The organism is Stenotrophomonas sp. 2619 (assembly GCF_040548725.1).
In the GTDB taxonomy this organism is placed as follows: Bacteria; Pseudomonadota; Gammaproteobacteria; order Xanthomonadales; family Xanthomonadaceae; genus Stenotrophomonas; species Stenotrophomonas maltophilia_AP.
On sequence record NZ_JBEPSF010000007.1, the window covers coordinates 144,478 to 167,313 of the forward strand.

Annotated in this window: 19 protein-coding genes; 8 read left to right on the forward strand and 11 right to left on the reverse strand. The window is 68.1% G+C overall.

The window, feature by feature from the left end; genetic code table 11:
• From prmA to fis, 3 genes are all read left to right on the forward strand, one after another.
• Window positions 1-921, forward strand: coding sequence for a 50S ribosomal protein L11 methyltransferase (prmA, locus tag ABIA71_RS09190; RefSeq protein ID WP_354284941.1), 921 nt, complete (start codon window positions 1-3; stop codon window positions 919-921).
• 53 nt (window positions 922-974) lie between these two features.
• The gene (locus tag ABIA71_RS09195; RefSeq protein WP_354284998.1) at window positions 975-1,847 is read left to right on the forward strand and encodes a DUF3426 domain-containing protein; all 873 of its coding nucleotides are present in this window, start codon (window positions 975-977) and stop codon (window positions 1,845-1,847) included.
• Between the two features lie 112 nt (window positions 1,848-1,959).
• Window positions 1,960-2,235 carry a DNA-binding transcriptional regulator Fis gene (gene fis, locus ABIA71_RS09200; protein WP_038685853.1) on the forward strand — a complete coding sequence of 92 codons (276 nt, stop codon included), beginning with the start codon at window positions 1,960-1,962 and terminating at the stop codon, window positions 2,233-2,235.
• 56 nt (window positions 2,236-2,291) lie between these two features.
• Here fis and ABIA71_RS09205 read toward each other — a convergent pair whose 3' ends face one another.
• The 7 genes from ABIA71_RS09205 to ABIA71_RS09235 form a co-directional block, all read right to left on the reverse strand.
• On the reverse strand, window positions 2,292-3,278 hold the full coding sequence (locus ABIA71_RS09205) for a phosphatidate cytidylyltransferase (RefSeq protein WP_038685851.1): 987 nt from the start codon (window positions 3,276-3,278) through the stop codon (window positions 2,292-2,294).
• Window positions 3,275-3,907 carry a lysophospholipid acyltransferase family protein gene (locus ABIA71_RS09210; RefSeq protein ID WP_354284943.1) on the reverse strand — a complete coding sequence of 211 codons (633 nt, stop codon included), beginning with the start codon at window positions 3,905-3,907 and terminating at the stop codon, window positions 3,275-3,277. Before ABIA71_RS09210 ends, ABIA71_RS09205 begins: the two co-directional genes overlap by 4 nt.
• Before the next feature lie 33 nt (window positions 3,908-3,940).
• Window positions 3,941-4,366 carry a hypothetical protein gene (locus ABIA71_RS09215; RefSeq protein ID WP_128096280.1) on the reverse strand — a complete coding sequence of 142 codons (426 nt, stop codon included), beginning with the start codon at window positions 4,364-4,366 and terminating at the stop codon, window positions 3,941-3,943.
• Window positions 4,363-5,697, reverse strand: a complete 1,335-nt coding sequence (locus ABIA71_RS09220; RefSeq protein ID WP_354284946.1) for a phosphatase PAP2/dual specificity phosphatase family protein — start codon at window positions 5,695-5,697, stop codon at window positions 4,363-4,365. The genes ABIA71_RS09215 and ABIA71_RS09220 overlap by 4 nt, the downstream gene beginning before the upstream one ends.
• Window positions 5,694-7,448: a bifunctional alpha/beta hydrolase/class I SAM-dependent methyltransferase gene (locus ABIA71_RS09225; protein WP_354284948.1), complete on the reverse strand. Its 1,755-nt coding sequence runs from the start codon at window positions 7,446-7,448 to the stop codon at window positions 5,694-5,696. The genes ABIA71_RS09220 and ABIA71_RS09225 overlap by 4 nt, the downstream gene beginning before the upstream one ends.
• 38 nt (window positions 7,449-7,486) lie before the next feature.
• Window positions 7,487-8,092 (reverse strand): CDP-alcohol phosphatidyltransferase family protein, encoded by a 606-nt coding sequence (locus ABIA71_RS09230; RefSeq protein ID WP_354284950.1) that lies wholly within the window; start codon window positions 8,090-8,092, stop codon window positions 7,487-7,489.
• A 76-nt stretch (window positions 8,093-8,168) separates the two neighbouring features.
• The gene (locus ABIA71_RS09235; RefSeq protein ID WP_354284952.1) at window positions 8,169-10,697 is read right to left on the reverse strand and encodes a tetratricopeptide repeat protein; all 2,529 of its coding nucleotides are present in this window, start codon (window positions 10,695-10,697) and stop codon (window positions 8,169-8,171) included.
• Window positions 10,698-10,875: 178 nt separating this feature from the next.
• Between ABIA71_RS09235 and purH the strand changes: the two genes are divergently transcribed.
• The 5 genes from purH to purD all read left to right on the forward strand — a co-directional run bounded on the left by purH (window position 10,876) and on the right by purD (window position 16,763).
• Window positions 10,876-12,459 carry a bifunctional phosphoribosylaminoimidazolecarboxamide formyltransferase/IMP cyclohydrolase gene (purH, locus tag ABIA71_RS09240; RefSeq protein ID WP_354284954.1) on the forward strand — a complete coding sequence of 528 codons (1,584 nt, stop codon included), beginning with the start codon at window positions 10,876-10,878 and terminating at the stop codon, window positions 12,457-12,459.
• Window positions 12,460-12,476: 17 nt separating this feature from the next.
• Window positions 12,477-13,334, forward strand: a complete 858-nt coding sequence (locus tag ABIA71_RS09245; protein ID WP_354284956.1) for a hypothetical protein — start codon at window positions 12,477-12,479, stop codon at window positions 13,332-13,334.
• Between the two features lie 100 nt (window positions 13,335-13,434).
• Window positions 13,435-14,481 carry a RhuM family protein gene (gene rhuM, locus ABIA71_RS09250; protein WP_354284958.1) on the forward strand — a complete coding sequence of 349 codons (1,047 nt, stop codon included), beginning with the start codon at window positions 13,435-13,437 and terminating at the stop codon, window positions 14,479-14,481.
• Window positions 14,478-15,374 (forward strand): hypothetical protein, encoded by an 897-nt coding sequence (locus ABIA71_RS09255; RefSeq protein WP_354284960.1) that lies wholly within the window; start codon window positions 14,478-14,480, stop codon window positions 15,372-15,374. Before rhuM ends, ABIA71_RS09255 begins: the two co-directional genes overlap by 4 nt.
• Before the next feature lie 105 nt (window positions 15,375-15,479).
• A complete protein-coding gene (purD, locus tag ABIA71_RS09260; protein WP_354284962.1) occupies window positions 15,480-16,763 on the forward strand; it encodes a phosphoribosylamine--glycine ligase in 1,284 nt (427 codons plus the stop codon).
• A 68-nt stretch (window positions 16,764-16,831) separates the two neighbouring features.
• Here the strand turns inward: purD and ABIA71_RS09265 are convergent, their stop codons facing one another.
• The 4 genes from ABIA71_RS09265 to ABIA71_RS09280 all read right to left on the reverse strand — a co-directional run bounded on the left by ABIA71_RS09265 (window position 16,832) and on the right by ABIA71_RS09280 (window position 22,834).
• A complete protein-coding gene (locus tag ABIA71_RS09265; RefSeq protein WP_354284964.1) occupies window positions 16,832-17,164 on the reverse strand; it encodes a helix-turn-helix domain-containing protein in 333 nt (110 codons plus the stop codon).
• Entirely contained in the window at window positions 17,148-17,531 is a 384-nt protein-coding gene (locus ABIA71_RS09270) for a type II toxin-antitoxin system RelE/ParE family toxin (protein WP_354284966.1), read from the reverse strand. The genes ABIA71_RS09265 and ABIA71_RS09270 overlap by 17 nt, the downstream gene beginning before the upstream one ends.
• Before the next feature lie 154 nt (window positions 17,532-17,685).
• Entirely contained in the window at window positions 17,686-18,561 is an 876-nt protein-coding gene (gene rpoH / locus ABIA71_RS09275) for an RNA polymerase sigma factor RpoH (protein ID WP_038685839.1), read from the reverse strand.
• A gap of 574 nt (window positions 18,562-19,135) precedes the next feature.
• A complete protein-coding gene (locus tag ABIA71_RS09280) occupies window positions 19,136-22,834 on the reverse strand; it encodes a TonB-dependent receptor (RefSeq protein ID WP_354284968.1) in 3,699 nt (1,232 codons plus the stop codon).
• Window positions 22,835-22,836: the final 2 nt, after the last annotated feature.

Below are 22,836 nucleotides of genomic sequence, written 5' to 3' on the forward strand. Positions count from 1 at the left end.
ATGCCGTTCCTGGAACTCACCCTCCGCTGCAGCGAATCCACCCAGCCCCGCTACGAAAATGCGCTGGACGATGTCGGCGCGCTGGCGGTGACCCTGCTCGACGCCGATGCCGATACCAGCAACGAGCGCGCCATCCTGGAACCGGGCGTGGGCGAAACCCCGCTGTGGAACGACCTGGTCCTCACCGCACTGTTCGCGGCCGAGACCAACGCACTGGCGCTGCTGGCCGCGCTGGAGGCGTTCGACCCGGGCCTGGACTGGTCCGATGCCAGCTTCCGTGCCGTGGCCGATGAAGACTGGGAGCGCGCGTGGCTGGACCAGTTCCAGCCGATGGCCTTCGGCGAGCGCACCTGGATCGTGCCGTGGAACCACGACCTGCCCGAGGCCGCGCAGGCCGACGACGCCGCCGTGATCCGGCTCGACCCGGGCCTGGCGTTCGGCTCGGGCACCCACCCCACCACCGCGCTGTGCCTGCGCTGGCTGGACAGCCTGGCCGCCGACGGCGTGCTGGACGGCCAGACCGTGCTCGATTTCGGCTGTGGCTCGGGCATCCTCGCGCTGGCGGCATTGAAGCTGGGCGCGGCGCGTGCCGTGGGTGTGGACAACGACCCGCAGGCGGTGATCGCCACCGGCGACAACGCGCAGCGCAACGGCCTGGAAGATCGCCTGCAGGTCTACCTGCCGCATGACGAGCCGCCGGCCACCTACCCGGTGGTGGTGGCCAACATCCTCGCCTCGGCATTGGATGCACTGGCCGACGTGCTGGCCGCCCGCGTGGCACCCGGTGGGCGCATCGCGTTGTCGGGCATCCTGCACGGCCAGGAAGACGAGCTGCTGGTGCGCTATGCGCCGTGGTTCGAGCAGCTGGAAACCGCGCAGGACGAAGACTGGATGCGCATCACCGGCGTGCGCCGCGCCTGAGTCGTCGTGAACGTGCTTGAATGGGCGCGACCCTGCCGCCCGGCCCCGAATCGATGACCGAGCCTACGCCCCCGCCCCCTCGCCGCCCGTTGGCCACCTTCCTGCGCGCGAGCCCGGACGATGGCGCGCGCGAGCGGCCACAGCCGGACGACGCACCGCCCGCCGTGCACGACGCGGCGCGCGATACGCCTGCGCAGATCACCCCGCCGGAGGTGGCGGTGTTCGATCCGCCGGCGGCCGAACGCGATGAGCTGGAGCAGCGCGCGGCGGACGTGTCGCAACGGCAATCGGCGCACGCGACGGCCAGCGCTGACGATGACACCGCGTACGTCGCCAGCGACCCGATGCCGCAGCAGGATGCGGCCGACGACGACGGCAACCTGGGCGTGCCTGCACCGGTGATCGGCGCAGGCAGCACCGCCGCACCCAGCTTCATGCGGCTGCGCGCCACGCACCTGCACACCCCGCGCTGGCAATGGGGCGTACTGGCCGGGCTGATGCTGTTGCTGGGGCTGCAGATCGCCGTGGCGGACCGCGCGCGCCTGGCCGCCGATGCCGGCAGCCGGCCGTGGATTGCCGGGCTGTGCAGCGTGCTGCGCTGCACGTTGCCTGCGTGGCAGGAGCCGGCGGCGTTCAGCATGATCAGCCGCGACGTGCGCCCGGTGCCGGGCCAGCCCGGTGCACTGCAGGTGCAGGCCAGCTTCCGCAATGATGCGCGCTGGGCCCAGGCCTGGCCCGCGCTGCGGCTGTCGTTGTCCGATGCCGACGGCCGCGTGATCGGCACCGGGGTGTTTGCCCCGCACGATTACCTGGACCGTTCGCTGGACGCCAACAGCGTATTGGAACCCGGCCAAAGCGCGCAGATTGCGTTCCGCGTACGCGAGCCCGCCGCCTCCACCGTCGCATTCACCTTCGAGTTCCAGTAGCCGTGCCTGGCGCGTCCAGCGTGGCAGCCTGCCCACGCACGCGCTAGACTGGCCCCCTACAATTCTCCGACCGGGGCTGCTGTCCGCCCCGGCATCTGCACCGGGAACCTCCTTGAACGCTGTCCTTTCTCGTCCTGACAATAGTCGTGGCGCGCCGAAGCCACCGCTGCGCGAACACGTGGCCCAATCGGTCCGACGCTACCTGCGCGACCTGGATGGCTGCGATGCCGACGATGTGTACGAGATCGTGCTGCGCGAAATGGAAATCCCGTTGTTCGTGGAAGTGCTCAACCACTGCGAAGGCAACCAGAGCCGCGCCGCGGCCATGCTGGGCATCCACCGCGCCACGCTGCGCAAGAAGCTGAAGGAATACGGCATCGCCACCTGATGCCGTGCATCGACCAACGGTCGATGCCTACCGGTCCGGGCGAACGGCGCTGGCCGTCACGCGCTCCAGAAATACCGCACCAGGTGGAAGAACACCGGCGCGGCGAAACACACCGAATCCAGTCGGTCGAGCATGCCGCCGTGGCCCTCGATCATGTGGCCCCAGTCCTTGATGCCGCGATCGCGCTTGATCGCCGACATCACCAGGCCACCCCAGAAACCCATCAGATTCACCGCCAGCGACATGCCGAACGCCTGCCACGGCGTGAACGGGGTCAGCCACCACAGGGCCGCGCCCAGCGCACTGGCCGACAGCACGCCACCGATGAAGCCCTCCACGGTCTTGGACGGCGACAGCTTCGGCGCGATCAGGCGCTTGCCGATCAACTTGCCCCAGATGTACTGCAGCACATCCGAGGACTGCACCACGATCACCAGGAACGCGAACAGCAGCAGGTTGCGCGCCGGGTCCACCCCGGCCAACTTGAGGTTCAGCAGCGCCGGCACGTGTGAAATGCAGAACACGCAGATCATCAACCCCCACTGCACCTTGGAGGTCCGCTCCAGGTAGTCGGTGGTGTCGCCGCCGATGGTGGCCAGGATCGGCAGGAACAGGAACGCGTAGACCGGAATCAGCAAGGTGTACATGCCGTACCAGTCGGTCCACACCAGCCAGTATTGCCAAGGCAGCACCACGTAGAACGCGGCCAGCAACGCGTAGTAATCGCCGGCTCGGGTGGGGGTGAGCGTGATGAACTCGCGCAGCGCGAACAACGACACCAGCGCGAACAGCAACACCACGCCGGTGCGCCCGAAGAAGAACGCCAGCGCGACCACGGCCGCCATCACCCACCACGCGCGGATCCGCGAGACCAGGTTGGCCAGCACGCTGCTGGGCGCATGTCGCGCGCGCCAGCGCAGGGTTTCGGCGATGAGCGTGGCCACCACCAGCACGGCTGCGATGCCGGCAAACAGCAGGCGCGTCTGCGCGTGCGTGGACAACTGCGCCACGTCGGTGGCCAGTGTCGACAGCCAGGCGGTCATGCGCGTTCCCTGCGCGGCTGCGGGTCCAGCGCCATCAGCGACAGCCGCGCACGCTCCAGGAAGCGGTCCTTGTCTTCATCGGCCTTCAACCGCAGCGGCTCGCCGAAGGTGGTGGTGCACAGCAGCGGCAGCGGCAGCCAGCGGCCCTTGGGCATCACCCGCTTGAGGTTGTCGATCCACACCGGCACGAACTCCAGTTCCGGGCGCTGCCGGGCCAGGTGGTAGATGCCGCTCTTGAACGGCAGCACGCCCTCGTCGGGATTGCGCGTGCCTTCCGGGAACAGGATCAGCGAATTGCCTTCGTCCACCGCCTGGCACAGGCAGGCGATCGGGTCTTCATGGCGTTTGGCCGGGTCGCGCTCGATCAGCACGCCGTTGAACACCGCGTGGATCAGATAGCGGCGCAGGCCGTCACGCTGCCAGTAGTCGGCCGCGGCCACCGGCCGCACTTGGCGGCGCAGGGTGATCGGCAGCGCCGACCAGATCAGCACGAAATCCCCGTGGCTGGCGTGGTTGCCGTAGTACACGCGGTGGTCGCTGGACGGGGCGCAGCCCTGCCACAGCGCGCGCGCACCGGTGAGCGCGCGGATGGCAAAGCTGCAGCCGCGCGCGATAAGGTCAGCAAACATGGGCAGGCATCCGTGCGGGGGGCGGTGGTGTCATCACGGCAACGTCTTCACTACCAGCGCGCCCAGCAGGCACAGCGCCTGCGCGCCAAGCGCCAGCAGCTGCCAGCGCAGCAGACGGCGCATGCCCTGCCAGCGCGGCTGCCAGCCGCGCGTGGCGGTGGTCGCCTCGCGCAGCCCCAGCTTCTGCAGCACGTCATCGATCACCCCGGGCGCGGCGTCGGGATGGCTGACCTGCAACGCCTCCAGCAATGCCGCATCGAAGCTGACCCGGGTGGCGTAGTACGCCTGCACCGCGCCGGCCAGCAGCGATACCAGGGCAGGCACTGCCACGGCCAGCGGCGGCATCGACAGGCACAGCAGCGCCAACGCTGCACCGGCCAGCAACACCGACAGGCCGGTGGCCATGCGGGCCTGGCGCAGCACGGCGGTCATGACCCGCAACTGGAACAACATGCTCATGCGCTCACCTGTGTGCTTCCGTTGGCCGCGGCGGCGTCGCGCACGGCCTGTTCAATCGCATCGCGGTGCCGGTCATGCAGCACGATGTGCGGGCAATCCAGCTGCAGCAGGCGGATGGCCGCGTCGGCACTGTCGGCATGCCCGCTGCGGCATAGCCACGTGGCCACGGCTGCCGCACTGCGCGAATACCCCAGCGCGCAGCACACCAGCACGTCCCCACGGCGATGGCCGTGGGCAATGGCCTCGGCAGCACGCTGCAGGTCCTGCGGCGTAGGCGTGGCCAAGTCCAGCATCGGCACGCTGCGGTAGTGCCGCACCTGGCCCGCGAACGGCAGTTCGGCACACACATCCACCACGGTCGACATCGGCAGGGACACACCCGCCGCCGGCATGCGGCCGAGCCACACGCCATCGATCACCAGCTGCGGCTGCGGCGCGTGCCGTGTCCACCAGCGCGAATTCAGCCAGGCGGCCAGCAGGTATGGCGCCAGCAACCAGCGCGCGGCCATGCTCAGCCGGCCGTCTTCCTGCTTCTGGAACACCGCCGTGCCCACCGCGGCGTAGCCCAGCGCCACCAGCGCCAGCGACAGCGCCGGCCAGCCCAGCCACAGCACCCAGCCGCTGAAGGTGAGCGCCAGCGACGCGCACAACGCACTGCCCAATCCGTACAGCATTGCCAACCGCCAGCGCGTGCCGTCCTGCGCCCACTGCCAGTGGGCCAAGGGCGAGCGCCCGTGCGCCGGCCACAGCCACACGCACAGCCAGCCCACGGCGACGCCAGTGGGCACGTCCACGAAGTGGTGCTGCCAGGTGGTCAGCACCGAAATACCGATCAACGCGAACCACACGTGCAGGGCCGCGCGCCACCACCCACGCAGGTGCTGCTGGAAGCGCACCCACAGCACCACCAGCAGCACGATGTGCAGCGAGGGCGCCTGGTTGAACGGCTTGTCGAAGCCCAGCAGCACATCGAACAGCCAGCCGAACACGCCGGACGTTTCCGGGCGCTCCAGGCTGAAGCGCAGCGGCCAGAGCAGGAAACACGCCACCGACAACAGCTGCGCGGTGAGCAGCCGGCGTGCATGCATGTCCAGCTCGGCGCGCTGGGTGCAGATGAAGAACGAGGCCACGTAGAACAGGTCGATGGACCAGTACGGCACGATGGTCCACGGCTGGAACGGAATGGCCGCTTCCCAGTCGAACACGATGGACGGCACGTAGGACAGGCGCCCGGCCATCGCGTTGGCCAGGCCGTAGCTGAGGAAGAAGAACGGCCCCAGCAGGGCCAGCCACAGCAGGGCGCGGCGCCAGGGCCGCACGCCCTCGGTCACGGCAGCACCCGGCGCGCCAGCGACACGGTGAAGATGCCGAAGCGGTCGATGCGCTGGGTGACCTTCTCGAACCCGGCCAAGCGCACCAGTTCATCCATTTCCTGCTGGGTACGCCGGCGCATCACCCAGGCCGCGCCTTCGCGGTGGCTGGTCAGCGCGCGCGCGATGAACTCCAGCTGCGGGTGCCACGGCTGCCCGGTGTACACCAGGTAGCCGCCTTCGCGCATGGCCGCGGCGATGCCCTGCAGCGAGCGCAGCACCGCGTCGTTGTCGGCGAACAGCTCGTACAGCCCCGACACCGTGGACAGCGTGGGGGCCACCGGCAGTGCGGCCAGCGACGCCGCATCGAACGCATCGCCCTGTTCGAACGTGGCGATGTCATCGGCACCGAATTCGCTGATGAGCCTGCGCCCGTCGATAACGTTGCGTTCGCTGAAGTCGCGCAGGGTGATCGCATCGGCGCGTTGTTCGCCCTGCGCCAGCGCGTCCAGCACGTAGCGGCCATGCCCGGCAGCCACGTCCAGCACACGCACCGGGCGCCCTTCGCCATGCAGGTGCAGTGCGGCCAGTTGCAGCAGCTCGCGCACGTGGGTGCGGCGGATGCGGATGCCGCGCCAGCCGATCGCGTCCAGGTAGTTGCGGTCGATCATGCGGCCCAGCGGGCCACTTCCGCGCGCCTTGTCGCGGTAGATGTAGTCCAGCGTGCTGCCCGAATCGAAGCCGCTTTCCAGGCCCAGCGCGATGCCTTCGGACAGCGTGCCGCCGAAGCGCAGGCCGGCCCGGGTGAAGCGCCAGTACAGGTCCTTGGCGCTGTTGCGCTGCGGCGGCCAGGACAGGATTTCCGCCTCGTCGAACGTGGGGCCGTGCCGGTGCGCATCGCGCAGGCTGGGCCGCACCAGCGGCTGCTCGAACCGCTCGGTGACAAAGCGGCGGATGGCCGCGATGGCCGGCGCACGGTCGCGCTCGCCCAGGGTGTCGTGGAAGAAGCCCGGCAACAGGTGGCGTTCCTTGATCGGCGAGGACAACCGCTCGTAGAAGCGATCCTGCGGCGCGCGGTGCACCACGAAGTCCGACCCGGACACCAGCAGCTGGGTGGGCACGGTGATGGCCTGCGCATCGCCCACCACGCGATCGGCGGCTTCGTACAGGCCCAGCAGCACGCGCACCGAGATCGGCCGGGTGATCAGCGGGTCGGTGCGGTAGCTTTCCACCCGCTCCGGATCATGGGTGAGCCATTGCGGCTTGACGTAGCTGTTGACGAAGAAGTTGCCGCGCAGCTTCTGCATCAGCTTCAGGCCGGGCACCGCCAACGGTACGTACAGCTTGACCTTGAATGCCGGTGACGCGAGCACCAGCGCGCGCAGCGGCGGCGCGTAGTCGTGCACCCAGGTGGCGGCGACCACCGCGCCCACGCTCTGGGCAATGATCGCGATGTCCTGCACGGCGATGCCATGCTGCTGGCCGATGTGGGCGATGAAGCTGTCGAGGTCGCGCACCAGCGCCTCGAAACCCGGCGCATCGCCGCGCTCGCCGGGCGACTGGCCATTGCCGCGCGCATCCCAGGCGAACACATCGGTGTCGGGCAGGTCCAGCTCATCGACCAGGTGGGCGACCCGGCCGGAGTGCTCATGCCCGCGATGCAGCAGCACCACCGCGCGGCGCGTGGCCGCCAACCCGTTGGCCGACCAATGCCGGTAGAACAACGGCTGGCCATCGAAACTGTGGAACTGCAGGTGTTGCTGTGCGCGCATGCATCACTCCGTTATGCATCCGACGGGATGCGGCCACGTCAGCCGATCTCCGCCAATCCTTGTCGAACGCGCCGCCAGCTGGTCAGCACGCAAAGTGCGGCCGCTGCCCACGCGATCCCTCCCACGACGCCGCCGTCGATCCAGCCCGGCGCGAGCAGCACGCCGATCAGCCCAATCACAAACGCCCGGTCGCTCTTGCCCATCGGCCCGTCATAGCGCCGGCTGGCCCCCACCATCACGCCCAGGACGCCAGCGTACTCGCAAACCGCGGCCATCCACGTCAGCGCCCACAACGCGGTGGAATTCACCCCCGGCAGGCTGAGCAGGCTGAGGTAGAGCGCAGCGTCGGCGACGATGTCGCACAACTCGTTGAGATAGGCGCCCAAGCGCGACTGCTGGCCGAATTCCCGGGCGAGCATGCCGTCCACGGCGTTGAGCGCCATGCGCAGCAGCATCCACAGCGGAAGCGCCAGGTACAGCAGCGGCCGCGCGGGCGCCCACCGCCACACGGCGGCGGCCACCAGCAACGACACCACCGCGGCCAGCACCGTGACCGTATTGGCGGTGATGCCTGCGCGGTAAAGACCGCGTACGCCCGGGCGCAGCAGATCCTGGAAGCGCCCTTTCAATGCATAGATCGACATGCCGTACTGTCCTCCTGACGTTCGCTAATCTACCTGTCCGCGCCAATGCTGGGAAACGCCTGCCGACGCGATCGACTCACTCGGCCACCAGCAGCTGCTGCCAGAGCTGCAGGAAGCGGTCGGAGTACCAGTAGCCTTCGCTGCGCATCAATTGCGCCGGCAGCCCGGCCGCGAGCACATAGCGCGTGCCGAAGCGCTGCGCGAACTGTCGCTTCAGCCGGCCAAGCTGCGCCGGGTCGCTGTCGAGCATCGCGCAGGCCAGCATGCCCAGCCAGCCGTCCACCTCGTCCGGCTCGCGGGTAAAGGCCTGGTCGAACAACCGCTTCGCATCCTGTGGCCGGCCCAGGTCCAGCAGCATGTAGCCATAGTTGCGCTGCGCGTCGATGTTGTCCGGCTGCGCCTGCAGCACCTGCTGCATGCGGATGGCCGCCTCGCCGGTGCGGCCCAGATGGAACAGCACGTAGCCGGCATGTTCCTGCAGCACAGGGTCAGGCTGCGCCTGCGCGCGTTGCAGTGCATCCAGGCGCAGCCACGCCGCCTCGAAGTCGGGCGTGGCCGCCGCCGGGTTGCCGGCCGACAGGGCCATCGCAGCGCGGTTGAACCACGGCCGGTAATCGTCCGGCGCGTCATCGATGGCGGCCTGCAGTGCGCCGCGCGCGGCGTCCCTGTCGCCGGTGTCGGCCAGTGCGCTGGCCAGGTTGAGGTGGATGCCCATGCGCTGTTCGCGCTGGCCGGACGCGTCCAACGCAGGATCGCCCTGCAGCTTCAACGCGGTGCGGTATTCCTGCACGGCCTTGCGCGGCTGCTTGAGCTGCTGCAGGTACAGGTTGCCCAGGTTGTAGTGCGCATCCAGACGCGCGGGTTGCAACCGCATCGCCGCGCGGTAGGCCTCCACCGCCTGCGGGTGCTGGCCGCTGTCGCCCAACGCATTGCCCAGGTTCACGCGCAGGCCGTAGTCGTCCGGGAAACGGGCCACGCCGTTGGCAGCCACCACCGCCGCCTCGCGGCTATCGCCCAGCTGCAGCAGCATCGCCGCGTAGTTGATGAAGGCATCGGGCGACAGGTTGCCGGGCAGCTTCACCAGCTGGGCGTAGTAGCGCCGCGCCTTGTCGGTCTGCCCGGTGCGGCTGTAGTGGCTGGCCAGGCGCTGCTGGATGTCGAGGTTGCCCGGCTCCAGCTGCGCGGCGCGCAGCAGGTCCTGCTCGGCCGCGCCGTCGTCACCCAGTTCGTGCAGCACGTTGGCGCGGTTGAGCAGGCCCAAGGTCTTGAGCGGGGCGCGCTGGATGTAGTCGTTGAAGGTGTCCAGTGCCCGCTGGTGCTGACCCAGCCGGGCCTGCGCCACGCCCAGGTTGAGCCAGGCGGTGTCCAGGCCGGGATCCAGCCGCACCGCCTGCGCGAACAGATCCGCAGCGGCCTGCCACTGCCCTGTCCGGGTCTGCGCCTGGCCCTGGTTGAACAGCAGCTGCGCCTGCTTTTCGGTGGGCAGGCTGGCTGCCTGCGCGGCTACCGCCGCGGCATCGCCCTTGCCCGCCTTGCCCAGCAGCGACAGGCGGTTGGTCAGCGCCTTCGCATTGCCCGGCGCCTTGGCCAGCGCCCGGTCGTAGGCGGCCAGCGCCTCGCGCGTGTGGCCCAGCCGTTCCTGGACCACACCGATGTTGAGCCAGGTGTCGGCGTCGTCCTTGCCCAGCGCCACGGCGGCCTTGAAGTCCTGCAGCGCCCCGGCCGCGTCGTCCATGTCCAGCCGGGTCACGCCGCGGTTGTACGGATACAGCGGCTCGGTGGGGTCCAGCTGCATCGCCCGGGCGTCGTCGGCCAGCGACTGGCTGGAGCGACCCAGCGCGTGCTGGGCCAGCGCGCGGTTGCCGTAGTAGCCGGCCACCTGCGGTGATTGCGCGATGGCCTGGTCCAGCAGCGCCAGCGCGCGCCGGGGCTGGCCCAGGTGCTGATACGCCTGCGCGGCATGGAAGGGAATGTCCGGGTGCAGCCCGGTCCCCTCCGGGTCGCGGCGGTAGGCGTCCTCGTAGGCCGCGTAAACCTCCAGCATGCGCGCGTTGGCCTGCTGCTGGTTGAGCACGTACAGGTAATTGCGGAAGAAGCCGCTGGTATGCCAGCCCGCCTGCAAGGCCGCGGCATAGTCGGACAACGCCCCCTGCGCATCGCCCGCCTTGGCCCGCGCACTGCCACGCAGCTGCAGGCTTTCGGCATCGCCCGGATCGCGCTGCAGCGCCTGCGCAGCCGCCGACAGAACCCCGGCGTCGTCGCCGGTCGCCGCGGCGATGTAGGCCTTCAGGCGGTACAGACCGGCCTGGTCGGGCGCCAGCGCGATGGCCTGCGCGATCAGCCGGCCGGCTTCGGGCCAATCCTGGTCTTCGTAGGCCTGGTAGGCGCGCTGCTCGAGGTCGTCACTGCTGGCCCCCTCGGCATCGGCCGGTGCGCTGGCCCCGCGGGCGGCATCCACCGCCACCGGCACTGCCGCGATCTCCGCGACCTGCACCGGCGCGTCGGCCGCCCCGCGGACCGTCTCCTGCGCCTGCACGGCGGTGCCGGTCCCGGCCCACGCCACCAGGCTGGCCAGCAGCGGCCCCTTCCATGTTGCTGTCGACACGATCCGGACCTGCAAATCCCTGGCAGAGCGCGCAGCCTACCCCAGCGCCGCCAGCCTGCGGGGCCTGGCAGGTGTGCCGGATGCGGCAGCCGAGGGCAATATCGGCCGGGCGGCGCCCGCCACCGGCCCCCACCGCCTACAATATCGGCCCCGCTCCGCTGCCGATTGCCCTGTCCCCATGACTGCTGATCTGTTGCCCGTTCGTCGGGCCCTCCTGTCCGTCTCCGACAAATCCGGTCTGATCGACCTGGCCCGCGCCCTGGCGGCGCGCAACGTGGAGCTGTTGTCCACCGGCGGCACCGCCAAGGCGATCCGCGACGCCGGCCTGGCGGTCAAGGACGTGTCCGACGTCACCGGCTTCCCGGAAATGATGGACGGCCGGGTCAAGACCCTGCACCCGCTGGTGCACGGCGGCCTGCTGGGCCGCGCCGGGCTGGACGAGGCGGTGATGGCCGAACACGGCATCGGCGCGATCGACCTGCTGGTGCTGAACCTGTACCCGTTCGAGTCGGTCACCGCCAAGGCCGACTGCACGCTGGACGACGCGGTGGAGAACATCGACATCGGCGGTCCGGCGATGCTGCGCTCGGCCGCCAAGAATTTCGCGCGCGTGGCCGTGGCCACCGACCCGTCGCAGTACGCCGAGCTGCTGGCCGAGCTGGACGCCAACGACGGCCAGCTCTCGGCCGCCAAGCGCTTTGCCTTCTCGGTGGCCGCGTTCAACCGCGTGGCCCAGTACGACGCGGCGATCAGCAACTACCTGTCGGCCGTTGCCGCCCGTGATGCGGCCGTGCCGGTACGCAGCGAATTCCCGGCGCAGATGAATTCCAGCTTCGTGAAGGTGATGGACCTGCGCTACGGCGAGAACCCGCACCAGAGCGGCGCGTTCTACCGCGACCTGTACCCGGTGCCGGGCACGCTGGCCACCTTCCAGCAGCTGCAGGGCAAGGAGCTGAGCTACAACAACCTGGCCGATGCCGATGCGGCGTGGGAATGCGTGCGCCAGTTCGACGCGCCGGCCTGCGTGATCGTCAAGCATGCCAACCCGTGCGGCGTGGCGGTGGGTGCCGGCAACGGCGATGCCTACGAGCTGGCCTACGCCACCGACCCGACCAGCGCCTTCGGCGGCATCATCGCCTTCAACCAGCCGCTGGATGCCGCCACCGCCAAGGTGATCCTGGACCGCCAGTTCGTTGAAGTGCTGATCGCCCCGGACTACGAACCGGCGGCGCTGGAATACGCGCAGAAGAAGGCCAACGTGCGCGTGCTGCGCATTCCGCATGGGCAGGGCCGCAACAACTACGACACCAAGCGCGTGGGCTCGGGCCTGCTGATCCAGAGCGCGGACAACCGTGGCATGGCGCGCGACGAACTGACCGTGGTGAGCAAGCTCGCTCCCACCGACAAGCAGTTCGCCGACCTGCTGTTTGCCTGGAAGGTGGCCAAGTTCGTGAAGTCCAACGCCATCGTGTATGCCAAGGACAACCGCACCATCGGCGTGGGTGCCGGGCAGATGAGCCGGGTGTACTCGGCGCGCATCGCCGGCATCAAGGCCGCCGACGCGAACCTGGTGGTGGAAGGCTCGGTGATGGCCTCCGATGCGTTCTTCCCGTTCCGCGATGGCATCGATGCCGCCGCTGCGGCCGGCATCAAGGCGGTGATCCAGCCGGGCGGCTCGATGCGCGACAACGAAGTGATCGCCGCCGCCGACGAACACGGCCTGGCCATGGTGTTCACCGGCGTACGCCACTTCCGCCACTGACCCCTGGAGCGACACGGATGTCCCCGCAGCACATGAAAACCCTCGCCACGCTGGCCATTGCCAGTGCGGCCGCGCTGGTCGGTTGCACCCCGGCCAGTGAACCGGCGGCCCCGGCCGCCCCCGTGGCGGCGCAGACGCCTGCCGCACCGGTGGCCCACGTCAGCCGCACCGCGCGGCTGCAGGCCTTTCTGAGCGAACGCTACGGCAAGACCGCCACACTGGGCGGCACCTGGCGGGGCAGTTGGAGCCAGGACGGCGACATCCGCCCCACCGACTGGCGCGTATGCGCCGAACAACCGGTGGTGACGGGCGACAGCTGGCAGCAGCTGCTGGCCGTCTGCGGCTGGCCGCTGGACGGCGCGCACCCGGACCCGGGCGCGATCGACTTCTTCGTGCTGCGCCCCGAGGGCGACCGCTTCGCCGTGGCCGCCGAACTGACCGGCCAGAACTTCGGCAGCCAGGGCCAGCCCGGCACGGTGCAGATCATCCGCGCCGGCAGCGACTTCTACGGGTTCCGCATCGAACATGGCTGGTTCGGCCAGGGCTATTCGCTGATCACCCAGACGCTGGTGCTGCCCGGCCCGAACGGGCTGGTGGAGGCCGGTGGCGTGCGCAGCCACATCGACAACAGCGGTGCCTACGACTGCGATGCTGCCGACGCCGAACCGGACTGCAGGACGCGCCTGTTCGATCTCGATTTCACCCTTACCTTCGACAGCCGCGACCCGGCCGCACGGCAGTGGCCGCTGGTGATCGAGGAAACCGGCCTGGGCTGTGGCGCTACCCAGGTGCGGCGCGAGCATCGCTTCACCCTGGACGCGAAGACCTGGACCTACGCCTTCCCGGATGTCTTGAACCGGGAAGGGTGCGAGTGATGGGGCTGCGCCGCCGGGGAGCGCGTCATTTCCACGGGTAATCTGTAATCTTGTGACAGTGATCAGAGTGCAGATCCCGCACAAAGGCCAAGGTGAGCAGATGACCACTAGCACCGGCGAACTGATCCTTTACCGCACGGACGACGGGCGTACCGATGTTCACCTGCGAGCAGCAGACGGTACCGTCTGGCTGACCCAGGCTGAGATGGCGACGCTGTTCGATACCACACCACAGAACATTACCCAGCATGTTCGAAGCATCTACGCCGACGGCGAGGTCGAAGAAGAGGCAACCTGTAAGGATTACTTACAGGTTCGGCAGGAAGGAAGCCGCGAGGTCCGCCGGAATGTGAAGACTTACCGCCTGGAGCTGATCATGGCCGTAGGCTTCAAGGTGCGCTCTCCGCGAGGCGTCCAGTTCCGACGATGGGCAGGTTCGGTCCTGGCCGACTATCTGGTGAAGGGCTTCCTTCTCAACGATCAACGGCTGAAGGATGCCGAACGCGCGGACTATTTCAATGACCTGCTACTCCGAATCCGCGATATTCGAAGTTCGGAGAAGCGGTTCTACCTGACGCTTCGCGATCTTTTCAAAGCCAGCAGCAGCGACTACGACGGCACTGCAGAAACCGCCCGGACCTTCTTCGCCACCATTCAGAACAAACTGGTGTACGCGGTTACGGGTCGAACGGCAGCTCAGCTGATACTGCAGCGGGCGGATCCAGATGCGGCCCACATGGGCTTGACGCATTGGGTTGGGGGCCAACCGCGCAAGGCGGACGCGCTGGTGTCCAAGAACTATCTAGATCAACATGAACTTGATCAGCTCAATCGCCTGGTCACCATGTTCCTGGATTTCGCTGAAGACCGCGCCGAGCGGCGCGTCGAAACTCGAATGGCAGATTGGATCAAGCAGACAGATCGATTCCTGGACTTCAATGAGCGTGCGATTCTTGGCGACGCTGGACAGGTTTCACACCTGCAGATGGAAGAAGAAATCTCTGCCCGATATGCATCATTCGATGCCCGCAGACGCTCAGTGGCTGCCTTGCTTGCCGAGTCCGAAGCGGACAATGACCTGCATCAACTGCAAGCGGAAGCCAATCGTCTTGCCGTGACAGGGAAGAAGGACAGGGGTCGGTCATGACCTGCAGCGTTTCTCCCTGCCTGCGCCCGTTCGCACTGGCCGCCGCATTGCTCCTCCTGCTCGCCGGGTGCGGCGATGCCACGCCCTCTTCCGACGCCGGCAAGCCACGCCGCGTGCTCGACAGCACCGCGCAGGTGGAAGATACGTTGGAGGTCAGCGGCACCGCCGATCAGCGCCTGCTGGGCTTCCTGCATGCGCGCTATGGCGACAACGCCCGGCTGGACGCGCCGTGGCAGGACCAGTGGGACGACACCGAGGTGGAGGCGCTGCGCCCGGTCACGCGCAGCGTGTGTGCCCGTGATACGCGCGATACCGATGGGCAGGTGCAGACGCTGCTGGCGGTCTGCCAGACCCTGGACGCCGCCGCCCGCGTGGAACCGGGTCGGCTGGACCTGTACGTGCTGCGCGATGGTCCGGCCGTTGGTACCACCGAAGCACCGCTGCTGGTGATCGCCCAGCGCCTGCAGGGCCAGTACGGTCGCAGGGGCGCGCCGGGCACGGTCGAGCTCGAGCAGCTTGGCCCGCACCGCCACGCGTTCCGCATCACCCATGGCCAGATCCAGCGGGGCGTCACCCTCGCCTCGCGCACCTATGTGGCCGTGCACGCCAACCGCCTGCGCGAGGTGGCGCTGCTGCGCGAACACATCGACAACAGCGCTGCCCGGGCCTGCGGCGACGCAGGCAAGGGCTGCGATGACACCCCGTTCAATGTCGACTTCAGCATCGCCGTGGGCGCCGCCGACGCGGTGGACGGGTACTGGCCGCTGACCGTGCGCAGCCGTGGGCAGGACTGCGCCGGGCCGGCACACAGCTACGACCTGATCGCGTTCGATGCGGGCGCGCGCCGCTACGCGGTACCGACGGAACTGCAGCGCGCGGGCTGCGCCGAGTAACCGGGCGCCGCTGCACCAGGTGGCCCGGTCGGGCGGCCACGCCCATGCAGGGCCGGCCGACACCGCGTAAAATCGCGGGTCTGCCCCCCACACGCGAGAACTGCATTGAAGATCCTGGTCATCGGCGCCGGCGGCCGTGAACACGCCCTGGCCTGGAAGCTGGCCCAGTCCGCGACGGTGGAGGAAGTGATCGTGGCACCCGGCAACGCCGGTACCGCGACCGAGGCCAAGTGCCGCAACGTGCCGGTCAAGGTCACCGACCTGGACGGGCTGCTGGCCCTGGTGGCCGCCGAAGGCATCGGCCTGACCGTGGTCGGCCCGGAAGTACCGCTGGTGGCCGGCGTGGTGGACCGTTTCCGTGCCGCCGGGCACCGCATCTTCGGGCCGACCGCCGCCGCCGCGCAGCTGGAAGGCAGCAAGGCGTACGCCAAGGACTTCCTGGCCCGCCACAACATCCCGACCGCGTTCTATGCGGTGCACACCGAGATCGAGCCGGCGCTGGCCTACATCCGCGAGAAGGGCGCACCGATCGTGGTCAAGGCCGACGGCCTGGCCGCGGGCAAGGGCGTGATCGTGGCGATGACCCTGGCCGAGGCCGAAGACTCGGTGCGCGACATGCTGTCGGGCAATGCGTTCGGCGACGCCGGTGCGCGCGTGGTGATCGAGGAGTTCCTCGATGGCGAAGAAGCCAGTTTCATTTCCATGGTGGACGGCACCACCGCACTGCCGATGGCAACCTCGCAGGACCACAAGCGCGTGGGCGACGGCGACACCGGCCCGAACACCGGCGGCATGGGCGCGTACTCGCCGGCCCCGGTGGTCACCGATGAGGTGCATGCCCGCGTGATGCGCGAGGTGGTCAACCCGACCGTGCAGGGCATGATCGCCGACGGCATTCCGTTCACCGGTTTCCTCTATGCCGGGCTGATGATCGATGCCAGCGGCGCGCCGAAGGTGATCGAGTTCAACGTGCGGTTCGGCGACCCGGAAACGCAGCCGGTGATGTTGCGCCTGCAGTCGGACCTGGTGGAACTGGTGCAGGCGGCAATCGACGCACGCCTGCACGAGGTAGAGGCCCGGTGGGACCCGCGCACGGCGCTGGGCGTGGTGATGGCCGCCAAGCCGTACCCGGAAACGCCGATCAGCGGCGATGTGATCCACGGGCTGGACGCGGTGCCGGCCACGGCCAAGGTGTTCCATGCCGGCACGGCGCTGGATGCGCAGGGCCAGGTGGTGAGCGCCGGCGGCCGGGTGCTGTGCGTGGCGGCGCTGGGCGACAGCGTGGGCGACGCGCAGGCCAACGCCTATGCGGGCGTGGCGAAGGTGACCTGGGACAACGAGTTCCACCGCACCGACATCGGCTGGCGGGCAATCGCGCGGGAGAAGTGAGGCCGCGCTGATCCACGCATGGCGTGGAGCGTGTGACACCAACGGCCCGGCATTGCCGGGCCGTTGCGTTACAGGACCGCGTCGAGACCTTTGCGGTCAATCAGGTTCAGCAGCTTCAGCGATGGCCCACTGGGCTTCTTGTCACCCTGCTCCCAGCTGCGGACGGTCGAAACGCTGGTGTTGAGAACGCCGGCGAATACCGGCTGGCTGAGGTCCAGCGACGTGCGAAGCGCGCGGATCTGGGCGCTGCTGTACACGGGCACCGGCTCCAGGCAAAGCGCTTCGTAGCTGCTCAACCGGCGCTTGTCGATGACGCCATGCGCATGCAGGTGCACGGCAGCATCGTGTACCTCCTTCAGAAGCCTGCTCTTCGCGCGCCTGGGTTCAGATGCCTTTGTCATGACAGATCTCCTGCAGATCCCCGCATTCCACGGCGTGATTCAACTGTGTCGAGCCCATTCCCAAAAATTCCGCTGCATACAGCAGGAGCACATCCCGCTCCGTACGGCTGATTGTCGCGCGTTCGTTCTTTTCGTAGCCAAAAAGGAAGAACCAATGACTGCCCCGTGGGGCCGCAATGATGGTCCGTACACTGCCGCGCTTTCCACGACCCGGCAAGGCGACCCGCTTCTTGAAAATGCCGCCGCCCAAGTCAGCATCCACCAGCCCGCGGCGCATCTCCTCCACCGCGCGGCACAACACCGCGTCGGTCAGCGCAGGCCGTCGCAGGCTGCGGTTGAAGCTCCGGGTACGGAAGACACGCTGCATGATCATACCGTGCCACTGAGTGGTACGGTGTGATCATCAGCATAGGGCACATCTTGCTGTCGGACAGATCAGCGACCCCACATAGGCGTAGCGCTTCCAGAAAAGAAAAGGCCCGGCAGTGCCGGGCCTTTCATCACCTCAACGCCGCCCCGCATTACGCGGTAAACAGCGCCTTCATCTTCTTCAGCGCGTTCGCTTCGACCTGGCGGATGCGCTCGGCCGACACGCCGTACTCGTCGGCCAGTTCCTGCAGGGTGACCTTGCTGTCCGCGTCCAGCCAGCGACGGCGGATGATGTCGCGCGAACGCGCATCCAGCTCGGCCATGCCTTCGCGCAGCAGCTGCAGCTTGTTGTCTTCGCTGTCGGCACGCTCGTAGGCCATCGACGGATCTTCCGCGTCGGCCACCAGGTACGCAGCCGGCGACGGCGGGGCGTTTTCGTTGTCTTCGTCGCTGGGCGCATCGAAACCGATATCGCGGCCGGACAGGCGCGATTCCATTTCAAGCACTTCACGTTCGGAGACGTTCAGATCCTTGGCCACCGCGCGCACTTCCGCCGCGTTCATCCAGCCCAGACGGGTCTTGGACTTGCGCAGGTTGAAGAACAGCTTGCGCTGCGCCTTGGTGGTGGCGACCTTCACGATGCGCCAGTTCTTCAGGATGAACTCGTGCATTTCCGCACGGATCCAATGCACCGCGAACGACACCAGGCGTACGCCCATGTCCGGGTCGAAGCGCTTCACCGCCTTCATCAGGCCGATGTTGCCTTCCTGGATCAGGTCGCCCAAGGCGAGGCCGTAGCCGTTGTAGCCACGGGCCACGTGCACCACGAAGCGCAGGTGGGAATGGACCAGCTCGCGCGCGGCGTCCAGGTCCAGCTCGTCGCGGAAGCGGCGGGCCAGGTCCTGCTCGTCATCGACCGACAGCACCGGGATCTGGTGCACGGCACCGATGTAGGCGTCCAGCGAACCGAGCGCACTGGGAATCGGGAGATTGTTTGCCACAAGGGCAGTAGACGTGTTCTGGCTCATAGGGCTCATCTTAGCAGTCTGAAACTTGGACTGCTAAAGGGGAAAGAAGTTCCAGCGTTCTGTTCATGCAACGATGGCACTGATTACCTGGATAACGTACCGCGAAATGATGACAGTGGCGAGAGGGTTGGGAAAATACGAAAACTCGTTTCAAATCAATTACTTGATCGAGTAAATACGGCGCAGAAGCGTCGATTTCCGCTGAACGGCCCGTTCCTCGCCCCCATTCAGGCCGAAAGTGTTGGCAGGCATTCAGCCCGACGGGCCAGGGGGCGGCGGTGCCCGGCGCGGGAGCGAGGACCGGGTGGGTCGGTGGCCCTTGGCCGGGCAGAGCCCGGCGCTACGACGGGGCGAGAGATATCCCGGCGGCCCAGCCGGGCAGAGCCCGGCGCTACGGGCCGGAGACATCCCGGTGGCCCAGCCGGGCAGAGCCCGGCGCTACGCGCGCGCGCCGAAGCCGACCGCCGAAGCCGCCCTCTTCGCCGAAGCCGCCATCTCCGGTAGTGCCACGCCATGCGTGGCAGGCCAGACAATGACGAAGACGGATGCGTGGCAGGCACGACAAGGACGAAGCCTAGTAATACCCCGCCATATTCAAGAAGAACCCCTTCTGGTCATACTTCAGCTCGGTCATGTCATCGCTGAACTCGGTGAAGTTGTAGCCCACCCCGACCTTGAAGTTCTCCCCCACCCGGCGGTCCACGCCCAGCAGCCAACCCTTGCGGACGCCGCCGTCGCGTACCTTCAGCCAGCGGTGCTCGGCCAGCCCTTCCCACTTCTCGAACAGGCGGTAGCGCAGCTGCAGGGCGGCGAAGTCGGCGCGGCTGTCCAGCCAGGCGCCTTCGCCGCGGCCGGTGCGGTAGTCGCCCCAGCGTGAGGCGAGTTTGGCCGCCACTTCCCAGCGCGCGCCCAGCTGGCGGATGCCCTCCAGCGACAGCACCTGCGAGCGCTGGTCGTAGAGGTTGCCGCCTTCCTGGCCCAGCGAGGCCACGTCGTAGAGATAGGTGAACTTGCCGAAGCCCGCCCAGCCGGTAGCATCGTGCGGCCGCCAGGCAAAGCCCATGTTGGTCTCCACCAGCTTGGCGTCGGCCACCGGGTTGATGCGGTCGTCGGTGTCGGCGTAGTTGGCCCGCAACGCAAAGCGCCAGTCTTCGTTGAGCTTGTACAGCAGGCGGTTGGTGGTCACCCACTGCTCGCGCTGCTCGGCACCGCTGTCGCGGCGGTACTCCAGCTTGCTGTTCCACTGCGCCACCGCGTCGGTGCGGCCGCCGCTGACGCTGTACGCGCGCCGGTCGATGCGGCCCACGGTGGACTCCAGTTCGCCGTCCATCACGGTGAAGCCCAGGTTCCAACCCTGCGCGGGATAGAAGTCCATGCCGAAGGTGTGCACCAGCCCGGCGCTGTCCTGGCGGCGGTCCTTGAGGTACTGGCTTTCGTTGTACACGTTGACCTGGTTGCTCAGGCGCCAGCGCTGGCCCAGCGTCCAGCCGCTCTGCAGGCCGGTGTCGAACAGCGGGTCGGTGCCGGTGCGGTCGGTGCTGTAGCTGTAACTGCCGTACAGGCTGTGGTCCGGCGCCATGCGGTACTCGGCGTCCACCTTGGCCCCGTTGCCGCGGCTGCCGCCGCTGACTTCGGCGCCCACGCTGCTGCGATCGCCGAACAGGTAACGCGCGCCCAGGGTGAGCAGGTCGTTCTTCTCGTACGCGCCGCCGTCATCGTCCAGGGTCACCTGGCCGGTGCCGTACAACTCCCACGACGACCCGAAGCGCTGCCGGTAGCCGATTGCCGCCAGCATCGCCGACACGTCCTGCAATGCCTGTTCCTCGCGCACGCGGCGCAGTTCACCGGTGAGCTGGCCGTCGTTGCCCAGCCGCCACTCGGCGGTGAGCTGGCTCTGCTCCAGGGCCAACTCACCCTGCTCGGTGCGCGTGTGGCGGCCGTACAGGCTGAAGTCGTCGGTGAGGTAACCGAGGAACTCCGCGCCGTACTCCTGGATCGGCTGGCCGGTGTCCTGGCGGGCCACCGAGAAGCCGGCGTCCACGTCGCGCCACCACGCGCCCACGCTCCAGTCCTGTGCGGTCCAACCCAGCTCGCGCAGGTTGGCGCGCGCTTCCACCGCACTGGCCGTGCCCGAGCGTCGCCCTTCGTACGGGTTGCGGCGGATGAAACTCAGGCCGCCGTTGTCGGAATAGAAGACGGGTGCGGCAGTGGCATCGGTGCGGGTCTGTTCCACTTTCAGGTAGGTCCCGCGCCCGGCCTGCAGGGTCAGGTCGGCGCCCTTGAGGCTGTAGTTTTCGCCGCTGCGGTTTTCGTCGATCCAGGTGCCGCCGATCGCCACGTGGTCGCCGATCCACTGGCGGCCGCGCGCACCGTAGGTAACGTCGTCGCTGCTGAAGCCCAGCGGCACGTATTCGTAATCCACCAGCAGCAGCTGGTCGTACCCGTCCAGCGGCATGTCACGGGTGATGCTGCGGACGTTCTCGCGGGTGAGCTGGGCCAACGGCCGGGTCAGGATCAGGCGGCCCTGCAGGTCGTCGATCTCATAGTCCACGCCCTCCTGCAGGGTGGCGCGGGTCTCGGTGCGCCCGGTGGTGCGGTCGCGCACTTCCAGCACCACCTGCTCCGAGCCGGGCAGCACGTCGGTGTGGCGCAGGTAGTACAGGCTGCCGCCGGTGCCGAGGAATTCGCTGTGCCCCGGTGCCGACTGCGCTTCGGAGCCGAACACCTTGAACTGCGAACGCGCCTCGCCCAATGGCGTGGCCTCCAGCGAGCGCCAGTTCAACGCGCCGCCGTACAGCGAACGCACGTACTGGCCGTACTCGGTCCCGGTGATGCCGGTGGCGTAGTTGCCCCACAGTGCCTGGCTCTGGTCCCAGTCCACGCGCAGGTACAACCGGCCCTGCGTATCCACGTCGCGGTAGGTGGTGGAATCGTCGCCGTACACCGGGTAGTACAGGTCCGGGTCGAGGCGACGGAACACGTCCTGTGCATCGGCCTGGGTGAAGTCGCGGAACAGGTACTTCAGCTCGCGGTCCTGGGTATCGGCCTGTGCGGTCACCAAGTACTTACCGCGCATCTTGCCCTTCAGATAAAAGGCCAACCGGCCGTCGCTGAGGAAGCCGTCGGTGTCGCGGTCGTCGGCGGCCAGCGGCTGTACGTTGCCGCTGGCGCTGTTCCTGGACAGCGTCACATCGGCGATGGCCACCAGGAACAGGTAGCGACCGGTCACGTCCACGTCCAGCTGGCGCTGCGCCGAGGGCGCATCGCGTGCCTCCACGCTCACGTCGTAGCGGTGCTGGCCCACCGGCTCCAGGAACTCGGCGGCGAACTTCTGCTCCAGGTCCACCGGGAAGTCCTGGCCGTTGATGCGCACCCGGCTGTTGGGTTCCAGGTTGCGCCCATACAGGCGCACGCGTGAGCCATGGATGGGAATGTTCTGCAGGCGCAACGTGCTTTGCCCGTAGATGCTGTTGCTGACCTGCAGGTCCTGCGCGCTGTCGCCGTCGAGCGCCTGGCCCAGGGTTTTCTGCACGTTCTCGCGGGTGACCTGCAGGCCGCGGTCGAAGTCGGCCGGGGTCACCAGCTGGATGCGCTGGATGCGGGTCTCATCGAACGCGCCGCCGGCACCGTAGGCGCGCGCCACGTAGATCAGGTCATCGCCAGTACGCAGCTTGATCTGCTCGGGCAGCGTGCCATCCCATTCGGCGTCGCCCACGTAATCGGCCGGCAACGGGATCCGCGCCAGCGGGGTGACCAGGTCGGTGTCGGTGCCGCGGTACAGCGTCACCTCGAGCTTCTGGATGAAGGAGGCGTAGTTGTTGTAGCTGTGGAAGCGCAGCGGGCGAATCACCCGACCGTTCTCGAACGGCACCGTGGCCGCCGCCTGCACGCTCAGGCTGGGCGGCACCATGGTGGGATCTTCGGTGGCCCACACCACGCCGCCGTTGGGCAGTTCGGCCATGAACTGGCCGCCGGGACCGGCAACATCCGGCGTGGTGGCCGGTGCCAGCGGCACCGCAGTGGCCGCGCGCGGATCGACGCGGCCGGGCAACGGCAGCACCGCGGCATCGTCATCGCCGATGCGCAGCAACAGGCCGTCGTCGCTGCGGCAACTGTCGTCCTGGCAGCGGATCGCATCCGGTGCAGTGGACGGCAACGCCGTCTGGGCCATGCCCGGCACGGTAGCCAGCAACAGCGCAGTGCCCAGCGCAAGCGGCGCACGGCGAAGAAGAATCGCGGTCCAGGTCGAGGGTCTGCTCAGGGTGATATCCATGG